This window comes from Leucothrix arctica (genome assembly GCF_003172895.1).
GTDB lineage: Bacteria > Pseudomonadota > Gammaproteobacteria > Thiotrichales > Thiotrichaceae > Leucothrix > Leucothrix arctica.
Window position 1 is genome coordinate 157,025 of record NZ_QGKL01000010.1, and the last position, 15,012, is coordinate 172,036.

General features: G+C 42.7%; 8 protein-coding genes. 6 read left to right on the forward strand and 2 right to left on the reverse strand.

All coding sequences use genetic code 11. The annotated features are described in order from the left end of the window. Positions 1-156 precede the first annotated feature (156 nt). From DKT75_RS03040 to DKT75_RS03055, 4 genes are all read left to right on the forward strand, one after another. Positions 157-6,552 (forward strand): DUF11 domain-containing protein, encoded by a 6,396-nt coding sequence (locus tag DKT75_RS03040; protein ID WP_109821952.1) that lies wholly within the window; start codon positions 157-159, stop codon positions 6,550-6,552. 2 nt (positions 6,553-6,554) lie between these two features. Then, entirely contained in the window at positions 6,555-7,334 is a 780-nt protein-coding gene (locus DKT75_RS03045; protein WP_109821953.1) for an OmpA family protein, read from the forward strand. A 91-nt stretch (positions 7,335-7,425) separates the two neighbouring features. After that, entirely contained in the window at positions 7,426-10,113 is a 2,688-nt protein-coding gene (locus DKT75_RS03050; protein ID WP_109821954.1) for a hypothetical protein, read from the forward strand. Between the two features lie 176 nt (positions 10,114-10,289). Further along, entirely contained in the window at positions 10,290-11,519 is a 1,230-nt protein-coding gene (locus DKT75_RS03055) for a PilT/PilU family type 4a pilus ATPase (protein ID WP_109821955.1), read from the forward strand. 22 nt (positions 11,520-11,541) lie between these two features. Here DKT75_RS03055 and waaA read toward each other — a convergent pair whose 3' ends face one another. Continuing rightward, positions 11,542-12,810: a lipid IV(A) 3-deoxy-D-manno-octulosonic acid transferase gene (gene waaA / locus DKT75_RS03060; RefSeq protein ID WP_109821956.1), complete on the reverse strand. Its 1,269-nt coding sequence runs from the start codon at positions 12,808-12,810 to the stop codon at positions 11,542-11,544. 44 nt (positions 12,811-12,854) lie between these two features. Further along, positions 12,855-13,259: a DUF4332 domain-containing protein gene (locus DKT75_RS03065; RefSeq protein ID WP_109821957.1), complete on the reverse strand. Its 405-nt coding sequence runs from the start codon at positions 13,257-13,259 to the stop codon at positions 12,855-12,857. A gap of 180 nt (positions 13,260-13,439) precedes the next feature. Between DKT75_RS03065 and DKT75_RS03070 the strand changes: the two genes are divergently transcribed. Together DKT75_RS03070 and cgtA are read left to right on the forward strand one after the other, a co-directional pair. Continuing rightward, on the forward strand, positions 13,440-13,928 hold the full coding sequence (locus DKT75_RS03070) for an FKBP-type peptidyl-prolyl cis-trans isomerase (protein WP_109821958.1): 489 nt from the start codon (positions 13,440-13,442) through the stop codon (positions 13,926-13,928). Between the two features lie 33 nt (positions 13,929-13,961). After that, entirely contained in the window at positions 13,962-15,002 is a 1,041-nt protein-coding gene (gene cgtA, locus DKT75_RS03075; RefSeq protein ID WP_109821959.1) for an Obg family GTPase CgtA, read from the forward strand. Positions 15,003-15,012: the final 10 nt, after the last annotated feature.

Consider the following 15,012-nt stretch of genomic DNA (forward strand, 5'->3'; position numbering starts at 1 on the left):
AGTATCGACTGACAGATTTCCTCTCAAACTTATTTGAGAGGATTTCTGAATACATCTGCTCACACGGGTGTATTCAGAAATTGAAAAAGTCATGGCTTGGCAATCAAGTCGGATTCACTCTGAGACATAATAAATATAATAAAGTGGTAGTTTATAATGCGAATTACTGATTGGTTGGGCTTCAAATCCCTTAGTTTCATCATTTTGCTTCTTGTGGCTTTCTCGTCACCTTTGTCAGCTAAAACAGCTGCGGGTACTGTAATTACCAATCAAGCAGACATCTCTTGGTATGGCAATGACGGTTCTATATATAAGGCATATTCCAATGTTTCACAGATAGTTGTGAAAAAGCAATATGACTTAATTTTAGTGCCTGATAACGTTCGTCATACACAGGCAGGTAAGAAGGTAGATTTGCCTCATCGTTTGACGAATACAGGTAATACAGCTTCAGAGTATGAGATTAGAATTCGCCATGACTCGGGTGATGAAGGTGATTTAACTGATTTAAAAGTGGTTAGCGATGTTAATGGTAATGGTTTAACAAATGCGGGTGAGCCAGAGTGGTCAGAGATTACTTGTGAGCCATTAGAAGACAATGTTAGTTGTTATTTTGTGCCAGAGATGGACCCTAATGATATTACTGAATTTGTTATCACTGGTTTTACACCAACAAATGCGTTAGTTGATGACGAGTACAAGATAAATATCCGTACTTTTCCTTATAACTATGAAGAGTTGCTTACTAGCGAAAACCTTGTAGCAAGAAATGTAACATCAGAATTTATCGATGCTATTGCATCAACTGCGTTGCCTAGCCATTGGGTAAATAATGACTTAATTGATATCGTAGAAGGTGCTGTCCTAACTATCTCAAAGTCAGCGACGCCATCTTGTGGTGTGCCAGTTAAAGCGGGTGAGACAATCACGTACAGCATTAACTTCAATAATACTGGTAGTGCAGTTCCTGTTACTAAAGTAATCAGCATTGATGGTGATGATATCGAAGGTGTCGTTCTTGAAGATACTTTGCCGCCTAATATAACGCTAGGAAATACTCTATCTCCAATAGTAGCGCCAAACTTAAGCATTACACTTGTACAGCTAGCACAAGACGAAGACACTGATCGTTGGACTCGTTTCTCAAGCTGGAATGGTACGGATGTTATCTCAAAACTAGGTCTATATATTCCTGAAGAACAAATGCAGCCAAATCAGAGTGGTAAGCTTGAGTTCGAAGTAACAGTAAACGCTAACGTAACAACATCAAATATTTATAACACTGCTGAGTTTGACTTAGTGACTGGTGGAGAAGCAGAGTTTGTAAGTAACACTGTATGTAGCACAATCGAGCCAGGTAATACGCGAGGAGATGAGGGTGGACAGCCTGATACTCAGTTTGACGCTGAGATTCGCTTCTTGGCACCTACATTAGACACCAAACGTGATATTACTAATAACAATGCAACTCCAGACTTTTATAATGACAGTAACTTTGAAGATGCTGATTTTTACAGACTGGATAGTTCACTAACAGACTACGACGCTATCAGAGATGGTGTGTACATTGAGCTTAACTCTAGTGCTGTTAACACAAGTGAAGACACTGCTGAGTCGATCGTTGTAACGGTCACATCTGGAACAGGTGATACTTTATTAGTTACATTATTAGAGACAGGGCCAAACACTGGAATATTCCGTAGTCTTTCACCTATTCGTATGAGTAATAGCGATAGTGGTGAGGGTGGAAGCTGCCCAGCAGGGTCGAGCTTGACGCCTAACTACTCTGTAACTGATGATAATTGTGTATTAAACGCTAGCCCAAGCGGTGATCTGAACGTAAGTGCATTAGTTACATTGAGTGACACGCAGACAGTCGAAGTCCTAAAAGACGCGGCATTAGTTGATCCACTGGGTATTGTTTTTGACTCGGCTTACAACACACCAGTTGAAGGTGCGACTGTTATTATTCGTAACGCTGATGGTTCGGTAGCAACTGATCCATTGACAGATCAAGAGTATGAGCCTCAAGTAACGGGTGCGGATGGTGTATATCAATTCCCATTCCTATATCCAAATCAAAGCTACTACTTAGATGTTACACCGCCAGAACAATATACGTTCCCAAGCTACATGGACGCAACTAGCTTCCCTACAAGAGAAGTTAATCAGTACTCATATGGTAAAGATGGTTTTAACCAAGTTGAGAATAGTGGTGTGTTCTTCCTAACATCATTGTTGATTGCTGATATTCCACTAGATCCTGAGCTTGATATGGACCTAACGGTTAATAAGACCGCCTCCTTAACAGAGGTAAGTATTGGTGGGTCTGTCACTTACACTGTTGTAATCAATAATTATTCGAATGATGAGTTGAGTGCAGTCAAAATATATGATGCTTTACCAAGAGGTTTTAACCTTATTCCGGGAACTGTAACGCTAGATGGAAGAGACCTTAGTGACTATGAACCAGAAGGTGCTCCACGACCTAATTTGATATTTTCTAACCTACCATTTATGGAAGATAAGCCAGGTGAGCCTGGTGTTATGGCCGCACTTAACGAGCACACTTTAACCTATCGGGTTCGTACAACAGCTGCAGCAGTAGGTAGCGATGGCGTGAACACAGCTCAAGCAACAGGATTTACAGTCACAAGTGCTTTGGTGACATCAAACATTAGTCGTGCCACGGTTGAAGTTCAACGTGATGGTGTACTTTCAGATAAGGGTATTGTATTCGGTAAGGTATTTATCGATGCTGATTGCAATAATATCCACAATGGTGGTGAGTGGCCGATTGGTGGGGTTAAGCTATACCTTCAGGATGGTACATGGGCAATCACCGACTCTAACGGTCAGTACAGCATCTATGGGCTAAGTCCTGGTAACCATGCTATCAAGATGGACCCGATAACTTTGCCAGAAGGTCTTATCTTTAAGCCAACTGATAACCGTCAAATGGCTGACCCAAATAGTCGTTTAGTTGATTTGAAGGATGGTGAGTTTCATCGTGCTGACTTTGCAGCAGTTTGTCCAAAAGAAAACAGTGAAGAGATCTATTCAGAAATTAAAGCGCGTAATCAAGGCCAGACTGATTGGATGCTTGAAAATGCACAGAAATATGACCCAGACAAAGTTCTGACCACTGATGAGCAGCGTAAGTCAGAAACAGATGGCGATATTTCTAACGGTATTGATAGTCGTGAAACTGGTCTTTTACGTACTAACGGAAAGCGCCTGAAAAAACAATCGGTAACAACGGGTTACTCTGTTTTAATGTCGCAGTTCAGAGAGAAGGCATTAGCTCAGAAAGCCTTGTCTGAACTACCAATTGATATCCGTAAAGCATCATTTGTTCATCAGGCTGGTGACTTCTTCACGGTTAGATACGGCTTCTCTTTGTACAAGCAAGAAATGAAAGTACTTAATAAAACATTAAATTTAGGTGCTGGGACAAGAGTTGTTCCTACTGTCTATGAACAGGTTTCAGATGAAGTTGCGGATAAATTAGAAACACCGCGCGGTTTCGAGACAATGATAGAAGCAAAAGAAGCGATTAAGTCTGTTAATAATAAACAAGCTAAAGAAGGTGTTTGGTTATGGCCTAAAACAGATGTGAGTTTTGATGGCCGCTTTATGGTCACAGTAAGAAAAGGTCTTTCACCTACATTGATGGTGAATGGTAAGGCAGTACCTAAATCACAGCTTGGTGAGCAGATTGAAAACCGTCGTGAGAAAGCACAGGTTGCTGCTTGGTATGGTGTTCAACTAGAGCCAGGTAAAAATGAGCTAGAGGTTGTTGCTAAAGACATGTTTGGTAACAAGCGTGTACTAGCTAAAGGTACTTTCACTAGACCTGTTTCAGCTGAAAAAATAGAAGTTGTGACAAAAGTTAAGAAGTTACCAGCAGATGGCGGCCGTTCGTACCTGCCAGTAACAATCAAGTTACTTGATGCTAATGGTTATCTAGCTCGTGGAGTGAACTTTGTTACTATCGAAGCAAGTGATGGTGAGTGGGTTGAGCGTGACGTCCAGGATCAGATCCAAGGGCGCCAGATTCGAGTCATTAACGGTTTGCGTGTTGTTCACCTTAAGAGTTCAGAGCGTAGTGGTGATGTGCGTATCCGTGTAACGGATGGGTCAATGAGAGATGAGTTAGAAATCACTCAAATTGCACCGCTACGTCCATTGATTGCCATTGGTCTTGTGGAGATCGGTGCTAATCGATTCAACAGAGATGATGCTTCACCAGATGTAATTGATGACAAAGATATTAATGGTCGAGTTTCTGGATTTTTGAAAGGACGTATCCGTGGTGATATGCATCTGACAATGTCAGTTGATACTGATAAAGAAGATGATGCTGAGTTGTTCCGCGATATCAATCCTAACAAGTCGTATCCAATACATGGTGATAGCTCGCAGCGTGGTTATGAAGCCCAGAGTCGTAGTAAGGTTTATGCGAAGCTTGAGAAAGATGACGACAGCATTATGTGGGGTGACTTTGTTACAGATGGTAATACCATCAATGAAGATGTAACACGTGTTCAACGTACTTTGACTGGCGCTAACGTAATAAGCAAAAGTGATAAAAATGAATGGCAGTTCTTCATCTCGGAGCAGGATGAACAGCATGTGGTAGAGCAGATCCGTGGTAAGGGTGTTGCTTTGAACTACAAGCTTTCTAAAGCACCGCTGGTTATGAACAGTGAAACTATCGAGATTATCACTGTATCTAGAGATAACCCTGGTGTTGTTCTAAGTACTGAGAGCTTAAGTCGCTTTGGTGACTACACATTGGATGAAGTAACTGGTGAGCTGAGCTTTAGTGAAACGGTTGCGAGTATTGATGAGGACTTAAACCCTATCTATATCCGCGCGAGTTATGACCTAGATGACGGTGGCGATAAGTATATTGTTGCTGGCGCTCGCTTTACTCATAAGCTAGATGAAAACTTTAAAGTTGGACTGAGCTATACCACTGACCAAGATGCTGAAGAAGGCTTCGAAGTTTATGGTGCGCTGTTGGACTATAAAGATGACAAGGGACTTGTCGTTCGAGGCAGTATTGCTCAAATGACTCATGAAGATGGGGCAAAAGCGCAAGGTCGAGCGGCTCGTATGTACTTGTCGAAAGACTGGACTAAAGACAGTCAGACATCACTGACGATTGGTCGTGCTACAGAAGGTTTCACAAATAGTGCAGCGGGTATTTCTGAGAACCGTGAAGAGCTACGTTTAAAGCATAAACAACGTATATATGAAGATATCAGTGCTGAACTTGAAGCTATTCATAGTCGTAATCTAGATACGGATGATACTGAGCAAAGTATAGGAGTAACAGCAGACGTTAAAGTCCAGGGTTGGACGCTTAAAGGTGGTGTACGCCATATTAAGCAGAAAAACTCTACTGAAGACGAGAGCTTCCAGACCTTCATTGTTGGTGCAAAGCGTGCACTAGACATTATGGGTAAAAAAGGTTCTATCGGTGCCGAGTATGAGCAAGACTTTGATGATACAGACCGTCGTCGTGTCGCTATAACCGCTGATATTCAGGTTCATGACAAAGTTAAGCTTTACGCAACAGGTGAGCGAATTAATAGTCTTACGGGTGTAAGTGGGCTTTCATCATCAACAAGTACTCAAGATACATTCTCTATTGGTGTTAAGTCGGACATCTTGAAGTCTACTGAGCTTTACTCTGAATATCGTGTTCGTGGTGCTATCGATGGTAGAGATCTTGAGACTGCATCGGGTGTTCGAGGTACTTATGAGATTACTAAGGGCTTGTCTATTGCACCTCACTTGGAGTACGTGAAAAGTTTAGATGGTACTGAAGGAGATTCGGTTGCTGCATCTATTGCAGTTAAAGACTCTCGGTTTAAAGACCAGATAGCAGGTATTCGTTTAGAGACACGTTATGACGATGACAGAGAGTACTACGGATTACAGGCAAACTATGTAAAGCGTCTTGATACTAACTGGAGCATGTTGCTTAAAGACACGCTTCGTTACGAGGCACCAGATGAGGGTGATGACTTAGTTGATAACACATTAACTGTCGGCTTTGCTTACCGTCCTCGTACTGAGAACAAGCTTCACGGATTGTTCTTCTACCAAAATATTGAAGAGCGTGGTGGTGATAATGGCGACTGTAGTACGCATATATTGTCGACACATCAAAACTACGCAATTAAAGAGGATGTACTTATCTCTGGAAGATTGGGTGGAAAGCAAGAAGATTGTGACGGTAACGTTAGTGAAGCAGTTGTCTTGGATGGCCGTCTAACTTGGGATATCACAAACCGATTTGATATAGACCTTCATGCTGGAGCGTTAGCGACTGATGGCGCCGGTGAAACTTTGTACTCACTAGGCGCAGGTGTTAACTACTTGGTTAAAGAAAATCTAAGACTGGGTATTGGTTATAATGTCGTTGGCTTTAAAGATGAAGATCTAGACCCAGAAAACTACAACGATGAAGGCCTACATATCGGTCTTCAGTATAAATTTGATGAAAATAGCCTCAACTGGCTGACAGGAGAAAAATAATAATGAAACGTCGCAAGTTAGCTCAGCGTATCCTGCCGGTAGTCGGTGCGATGACACTTTTAGGTGGGTGTGCAAGCACCAGTGATTTGTACGCTAAGTACGAAGACCTATGTGAAGTGCCAAAGGCCAAGGTAGAGGAACGTATTAAGATAGTCAAAGAAGTGGTTCATAAAGACCGCATCATTGAAAAGATCAAACCTGTTGAGACCATTAAATACGTTGATCGTATTCAGAAGGTTCCAACCATTAAGATCGTTGAGACAATTAAAGAGGTTCCAACCATTAAAGTGGTTGAGAAGGTTAAGATTGTTGAGAAGGTCAAAGTTGTTGAGAGAGTTAAAACGGTTAATAAGTACATCAAACAGCCGATGTTGGGCGAAGTCTGGGAGCCTGCAGTTTACTTCGGCTTTGACTTAGCTTCCTTGAATGTGGAAGAGCATGTTCGATTGGATCGTGACTTATTGGTATTGAAGAAGAATCCTAAGTTGAAGTTAAGTATTCAAGCGTTTACGGATAGTAAAGGTTCTGAAAGTTATAACCGTAAGTTGGCATTAAAACGTCAAAATACAGTTCAATCTTACCTGATAGCTAAAGGCTTAGAAAAAGATCGTATTCTTGTTTCACCACTGGGTGAAGAGTTGCCGATTCTTGGTAATAGCACGAATGAGAGAGTCATTAATCGACGTGTCGAGTTGATGTTGCTTGATGCAGCGGGACGTCCTTTGAGTCTAACTATTCGACCACAAAGTACATCTTTTAATGCTCCAGCACCAGTGAAGTAGATAGTACACAATTAAGGTCTTGCCTACTGGGTAAGGCCTTAATTAGTGGGTATGGGGATATGCTTACAACGTAAGATAATAGGCTTGTAAAATGATTAAAAATAAACAAAGTCGTAATTTAATAAACTACCTGATGGTCTTCTTTTTATTGATCTCAGGGCCGGTGTTAGCAGCAGCACCCGCTGCAGGTACTGTCATTAAAAACCAAGCGACAGCAACTTATAAAGATTCGTCAGGCATTGAACAAACGACGACGTCTAACTTAGTTGAAACACTTATACAGCAGGTTGGTGCATTTGCTTTAGAGCAAAGCCAGTCGCGTTATGGAATTGCGGATCAAGTTACATCGTTCCCACATATTCTAACTAACACAGGTAATGGAGATGACTCCTTTACACTAGGCGCCAGTGATAACACTGGTGATACTTTTGATTTCGACTCGATCAATATTTATCCTGATGCTAATCAAGATGGTGTTGCTGACAGTAATACGCCAATTACAACAACAGGTGTATTAGCAGCCGGTGAGTCATTCTACTTCGTTGTTAGTGCCAAAGTGCCATTGACTGCATTGGATGGAAATACTGGTGAGTTTGATGTGACGGGTACCAGTGAATTCGATCCGACACTACAGACAATAATAAACACAGATGAAGTTATTGTTTCTGATAAAGCCGTTATTACTGTCACTAAGAGCATTAGCGCTAATAGTGGTGAAGCAGGAACTGGTCCATACACGGTAACGCTAACGTATGGTAACCAAAGCACGAGTGACGCTACAGACGTAACGTTAATCGATGAGCTGCCAGTAGGTATGACCTATGTTGATGGTTCAGCTGAGTGGAGCTTAACTGGGAGTGCTGTTGTACTTACGGATGCTAACCCAGGTGATGCACAGGGTGTCGGTACTGATACCGTTGTTTATTGTGCTTATGATACAAGCTGTACCAATATAGAAGATCAAGTAACGGCAGTCATAGCTCAGGTTATTTCGGGCGATAGCGGTACGATTAGCTTCCAAGTAGAGTTGGATAGCGATATTGACGCTCAGACTCTTTTGAATACGGGTGAGTTTAGCTACAATAACGGTAGCGTAGTCATTGCAGACCAAGAAACGAATACAGTGCCATTAGAAGTTATCTCAACACCGGGTGTTGTCGCTAACGGATCGGATACTATTAATACTGAAGGTGCTGAAGAGCCAGTCAATCAAGCGACAGGCACATTAGGTAGTACAGTAGCGTTTGATAATATTATTTGGAATCGTGGTAATAGCACGGATACTTTTGATATTAGTGTAGACGAGGTTGCTTCTACATTCCCTGCTGGAACGACGTTTACGCTGTATCAAAGTGATGGTTTTACACCGTTGTTAGATACCGACAACTCAAGCGTGGCTGATACAGGCCCTTTAGGTGCTGGCGAGTTCTATAATGTTGTACTGAAAGCTAAGCTACCAATGACTGGCAGTTCAGTTGGAGATAATAGTGGTTTGGGATTTGACGTAACTAAGACAGCAACGTCAACAACCGACCCATCTATAACTAGCTCAGTAACAGATCACCTCGTTGAAATTACGGGTAGTGGCGTCGATATTACTAACGTTGCAGCAATTGGTGGTGCAGGTGTCAAGGGTGAAGGCATAGGGCCTGAAACAACCGCTCAAACGCAGTTAGTGTTTGCGCCGGGCGAGTCAGGAGTGTTCCAGCTTTACATCAATAACATCAGTGACGTCGCTGATAGTTTTGACCTTAGCTACAGTAAAGATGACCCATTTGCTAAAGGATCATTACCAGCAGGTTGGGGTGTTTCATTCCATGTTGATGCCGGCGCGACTGACTGTTCAGTACTTGGGCCAGTTGTTAGTAATACGTCAATCATTGCACCAAATACGAGTAAGTTAATCTGTGCTCAAGTGAGTGTTGCAGCAGGTACAGCATTTGATGGAAATGCGGTTAGTATTTACTTTAAAGCTGAGTCACCGTTAACAGGCGTTAGTGATATCAAGCATGATGCGGTGTACTTGACTGCAGACCATAGATTGATTCTAGAGCCTGATCACCACGCTCAAGTTGAGCCAGGTGGAACGCAGACTTATGTACATAATTTGCATAATCCAGGTAATACTACGTTTACAGATATTACCCTTGCTGCGACTGACACACTGTCTGCTGAAGGTTGGACAACTAAGCTATACGAAGATACTGATGGTGACGGTGTATTGTCATCAGCTGATCAGCCAGTTGGAACTTATACGCTTGCTCCGGGTGAGACTCAGATAATTTTTGCTAAGGTATTTGCGCCCTCTAGTGCTCCACTAGGTGCAACTAACTTAACGGGTATCACTGCTTCAGGATCAACTGATGCGGGTGGTAGTACTCCAGTTGTTGTAACTGTTTCAGCGCAAGACATGACGTATGTAGCTAAAAGCAATATGACGATAGCTAAACGTCAAGGTCCGGATGCTAACTGTGATGGTGCGGTTGATAGTGGTTTCAGTTTTAGCTTTGATACTTTCCAAGCGGGCCCTAATACTTGCGTGCTGTATCAGTTAACAGCGACTAATCAGAGTGCTGGCTTAGCTGTAAACGTGAGAATTGATGATTCGATTCCTGAGTTTACGACTCACTTCACTAACGGTGGTACTCTACCAGTAATAACTGTGGGTACGATTACCACTCAGCCTCCAGAGGGTGACACAGGTATGGTTGCTGGAAATGCTGGAAACGTTATTGCAGGAGACGCGGTATCACTTACCTTTGGTGTACGCGTTGAGTAACAGCGACAGCTGATACATAAGCCGTCACGTGGTGCTGTAGTTTTTACAGTATTGTGTGGCGGCTTTTTTGTTTGAACACAGCCAGAAGTGACTAATGCTCTGTTTGTCGGAAAATAACTCATTATTTTCTAACTCCTTATACACTGTAAATATAATAACAAGATCCGGTGATCACAATGGACTTCAAAAACTTACTTCGCATCCTCGTGAAAAACGATGGCTCTGATTTATACCTCACGTTTAATGCACCTCCAGCGGCTAAGTTCCAAGGCACATTACGTGCACTTGGCCCCGATAAGCTGGATGCCCAAACGCTGAATGAACTTGCAGCTGAGTTGATGAATGAAGATCAACAGAAGCAGTTTGAAAAAAAGCCTGAGATGAACCTAGCGCTTGATGAGCCGGGGATTGGTCGATTCCGAATTAACATATTTAAACAACGTACACACTTAGCGATGGTGATACGTAATATCAAAGTTGATATTCCTAATGCCGACTCTTTAGGTCTGCCAGCGGTGCTGAAAGAAGTCATCATGGATAAGCGAGGGTTGATTTTATTTGTTGGTGGAACGGGGTCTGGTAAGTCAACTTCTTTGGCTGCACTTATTGATCACCGAAATGCAAACTCAACAGGACATATCATCACGATTGAAGATCCTATTGAGTACGTGCATCCGCATAAAAAATGCTTAGTGAGTCAGCGAGAGGTAGGTGTTGATACCGACTCTTATGAGGACGCGCTGGAAAATACATTACGACAGGCGCCAGACGTTATTCTGATTGGTGAGATCCGTACCGAAGAAACAATGGAGCATGCCTTGGCGTTTGCTGAAACAGGGCATCTATGTCTGTCTACCTTGCATGCTAACAGTGCTAACCAAGCGTTAGATCGAATTATTAACTTTTTCCCAGAAGAGCGCCATAAGCAGCTGTTGATGGATATCTCACTAAATATCAAAGCTTTTATCTCTCAGCGTCTTATTCCCACTATTGATGGAAAGCGTGTCGCAGCTATCGAAATTTTGATTGGTACACCGATGGTTCAAGACTTGATTATGAAGGGTGATGTTCATGCCTTGAAAGAGATCATGGAGAAGTCTGAAGAGTTAGGTATGCAGACGTTTGATAGTCACTTGCTCAAGCTTTACAAGGCAGGACGTATTTCACTTGATGAAACGCTTAAAAATGCCGACTCACCTAATAACATGAAGGTGAAAATCAATCTTATGCAAGATGCTCCAGGTCAAGATACGGCTGAAGCGAAGCAAGCTCGAGCGGAAGAGTTGAGTAGTCTATCTCTTGAAGAAATTGTTGTAGAAGAAGATAAAGTCATGACTGAAGACGAAGAGCTAGAAGAGCTACTTCGTTTGAAAGCAGAGCGAGAAGCCAAAGCAGCAGGGAAGTAGTTAATTCCTTATAGCCAAACGACTAGGGCAGTAGCTGCTCGACTTGTTCCATAATAAGTTGAGTAGCGCCTTGGTTTGTTTCAAGTGTTTTAATCGCGCGTTGTTTCAATGCGTTTTTATCCTCGATATCCAGTGTTAATAGGCTGCTTAATCGCTCAGTTAATTGTTTTGGTGAGTGCTCCACCCAAGCAACATCCGCCTCCGTTAATATTTTAAACACATCCTCAAAGTTAAATACTGCGGGCCCTGTTACAACCGGTACGCCAAAGACTGATGCTTCAAGTGGGTTGTGACCACCGGTTTCTACTAATGTGCCTCCGACGAAAACTACATCTGCTGCTGCATACCAGTACGCCATTTCACCTAAGCTATCGCCTAGTATTATTTCAGTGTTGGTACTAAATACTTTATTCTCACTACGACGATCGGTAGTGAAGGGCGTTTGTGAGCAAAGGGTATAAACATCATTGAAACGTTCTGGATGGCGCGGTGCTAAAATCAAAATAAGGGATGGGAATTGTTGTTTAAGTGTTGCGTAACAGTCGAGGATAATTTCATCCTCTCCTTTGTGTGTACTGGCAGCGACCCAGACCAAACAAGAACTAGCTAACTGCTCTTTTAGTGCGGGTTTAGTGTCAGTGTTCTGATTGTTTAAAATATCAAATTTGATATTACCAGCCATGCCCAGTGAGTTTGGATTAGCACCAATAGTTATAAAGTTCTCAATATCTTGTTCACTACGACAGGCAATATGAGAAACCTTTTTAAGGACAGGTGCAATCAATTTACTGAGTCGCGCATATCCCTTGGTGGAGCGTTGAGATAAGCGAGCATTAGCAATTAAGGTAGGGACGTTATGGTTATTACAGGCAGAAATTAGATTTGGCCAAATCTCTGTTTCCATGATGACTAGTAGGTCAGGATTAGCTCGTTTAAGAAAACGGCTCACCATATGTGGAGCGTCATAAGGGAAATAGCTATGTTCAACGCTATCACCATAGAGGCGAACGGACGTTTCTAAGCCGGTAGGTGTTGTGTTTGTAACAAGAATTTGGTGAGTAGGATAGCGACTTATGAGTGCATCAACCAAGGGTTTGGCTGCAACGGTTTCGCCAACCGAAACCGCATGAAGCCAAATACGTGGTTTTTTATCAAGCTTGATATATCCAAGTCGTTGTTGCCAATGCTGACGGTAGGCACTATTTTGTCGAGAGCGCCAAAAAAGACGAATCAAGATGATAGGGCACAGTACATACCACAACAATGAGTAGAGCAGAAGATACACGGACATGAGTTATTCCAAGAGAAAATGAAGCCGTGCCCATTGTGCCAAACTCAGTAGTTGATTACACGAGGCAATTCTTTCGCTTGGGAAACCCAGTCCTTAACTTGGTTTAAACTGGCCATTTTAGACACAATACGGTGCTTGTTGTTTTCTTCTAAAATGGCAGCATGAAGGTTTTCAGGATTACGCTGAGCAAGCTCTGGTACGGTGTCTACGCCTGCGGCTTCAAGTAAGTCAGCATTTTGTGTTGCAATACCTTTAATACGAGCAAGGTCTGCACGATTAGCCCATGTGAGAACGTCTTTGTGTTCTAGGCCTGCATTTTCACATAAGTCTTTACGACCCTTAGGAGTACTGCAATAATCTAGTAGAGACTCAACTGTTTTAATGCCTTGAGCTTCGATCAGGTAGGATATACGAATTGTAATACCCTTGATTTCAGATAGCTTAGCCATATTGGTGTACCTTTTTATATTTGTTATTAGCTATTAGTGTTATTTGATGAATATTCTATCATTTGCTTTGACTGCTTGAGAACTACCACTCGACAAGCTGCATTTAAATCCGACCAGTTACTATCGTTCAACTAGCAAGTGTGTCAAAATTCGTTGTTTTCTCATAGTTTGGACAGCAGCATGACCATCGTAAAAAACTCTATTGCTACACTTCATTACACGCTTAAAGATGACGCGGGTGAAATTTTGGACGTAGCGGACGAGAACAACCCGTTTTTATACATGCACGGCGTTGGCGGCATGATCCCTGGTTTAGAGCAAGCGCTTGAGTCAGGTAAAGCTGGCGACAACATCGTTGTGTCTATTGAGCCAGCAGCCGCTTATGGCGAGCGCAACCCAAGTTTGACTCAAGACGTTCCTCGCGACATGTTTGGTAACATTCCTGACGAAGAAATGGTCGTTGGTGCACAGTTCCAAGCACAGACAGATCAAGGTGTTGAAATCATTACGGTTGCTGCAATTGACGGCGATACTATTAAAATTGATGGCAACCACCCGATGGCGGGTGAAACGTTGCATTTCAATGTTGATATCCTTGATGTGCGTGATGCGACTGAAGAAGAAATCAGCCATGGTCACCCACACGGTCCTGGTGGACACCAGCACTAAGAAATAACCTTTAGGTTTTAAGATAATAATTCAATGAAATTTGTAGATGAAGCGCGTATTCAGATAAAAGCCGGAGACGGCGGTAATGGATTCGTCAGTTTCCGCCGAGAAAAGTACATCGAATACGGTGGACCGGATGGTGGTGATGGTGGCGATGGTGGTTGTGTGTATTTGGTCGGTAGTAAAGATCTAAGTACGCTAGTTGACTATCGTCACTCACGTCATTTTGAAGCGGGCCGTGGAAAAAATGGCGCGAGTCGTAATATGACGGGCCATCGTGGCGAAGATAAGGAGCTTGAAGTTCCTATTGGTACAGCAGTCTACGATGATGAAACTGATGAGCTAATCGGTGATATCACTGAAGATGGTGGTCGCATTTTGGTTGCTCAGGGTGGTTTTCATGGTCTGGGGAACTTGCGATACAAAAGTTCTGTAAACCGTGCACCTCGTCAAGCAAAGCCTGGTTCGCCAGGTGAGTTACGTCAGCTTCGTCTTGAGATGCGTGTACTTGCAGATGTTGGATTATTAGGATTACCTAATGCAGGAAAGTCGACGCTGATTTCTAGTATGTCATCAGCTCGACCTAAAATTGCAGACTATCCGTTTACGACGCTTTACCCTAATTTGGGTGTGGTGAAGGTTGCGAACTATAAGAGTTTCGTAATTGCGGATATTCCGGGTTTGATCGAAGGTGCAGCAGAAGGGGCAGGTTTAGGCGTGCGCTTCCTTAAGCATCTTTCTCGTACTAGTTTGCTATTACACATTGTTGATGTGGCGCCGGTTGACGAAAGCGATCCAGTTGAGTCGGTTCGTGTTATCGAAAATGAGCTAGTGAAGTACAGTGATGAATTAGGCCTTCGTGAGCGTTGGTTGGTTCTGAACAAGATTGATTTACTGCCTAATGATGAAACTGAAGCACACTGTCAGCAAATCATTGATAAGCTTGATTGGAAAGGCCCAGCGTTTATTATTTCAGCAGCCACAAGTGTTGGAACAAAAGACTTGGGTTATAAAATCATGCAGTACATTGATGAGCAGGCAATGATTGTCGAGCCATCTAGCCACAACAGTTAAAATAATGCGA

Coding starts and splice junctions, on each gene's coding strand:
- DKT75_RS03040 (WP_109821952.1), top strand. CDS start 157: ATGCGAATTACTGATTGGTTGGGCTTCAAATCCCTTAGTTTCATCATT.
- DKT75_RS03045 (WP_109821953.1), top strand. CDS start 6,555: ATGAAACGTCGCAAGTTAGCTCAGCGTATCCTGCCGGTAGTCGGTGCG.
- DKT75_RS03050 (WP_109821954.1), top strand. CDS start 7,426: ATGATTAAAAATAAACAAAGTCGTAATTTAATAAACTACCTGATGGTC.
- DKT75_RS03055 (WP_109821955.1), top strand. CDS start 10,290: ATGGACTTCAAAAACTTACTTCGCATCCTCGTGAAAAACGATGGCTCT.
- waaA (WP_109821956.1), bottom strand. CDS start 12,810: ATGTCCGTGTATCTTCTGCTCTACTCATTGTTGTGGTATGTACTGTGC.
- DKT75_RS03065 (WP_109821957.1), bottom strand. CDS start 13,259: ATGGCTAAGCTATCTGAAATCAAGGGTATTACAATTCGTATATCCTAC.
- DKT75_RS03070 (WP_109821958.1), top strand. CDS start 13,440: ATGACCATCGTAAAAAACTCTATTGCTACACTTCATTACACGCTTAAA.
- cgtA (WP_109821959.1), top strand. CDS start 13,962: ATGAAATTTGTAGATGAAGCGCGTATTCAGATAAAAGCCGGAGACGGC.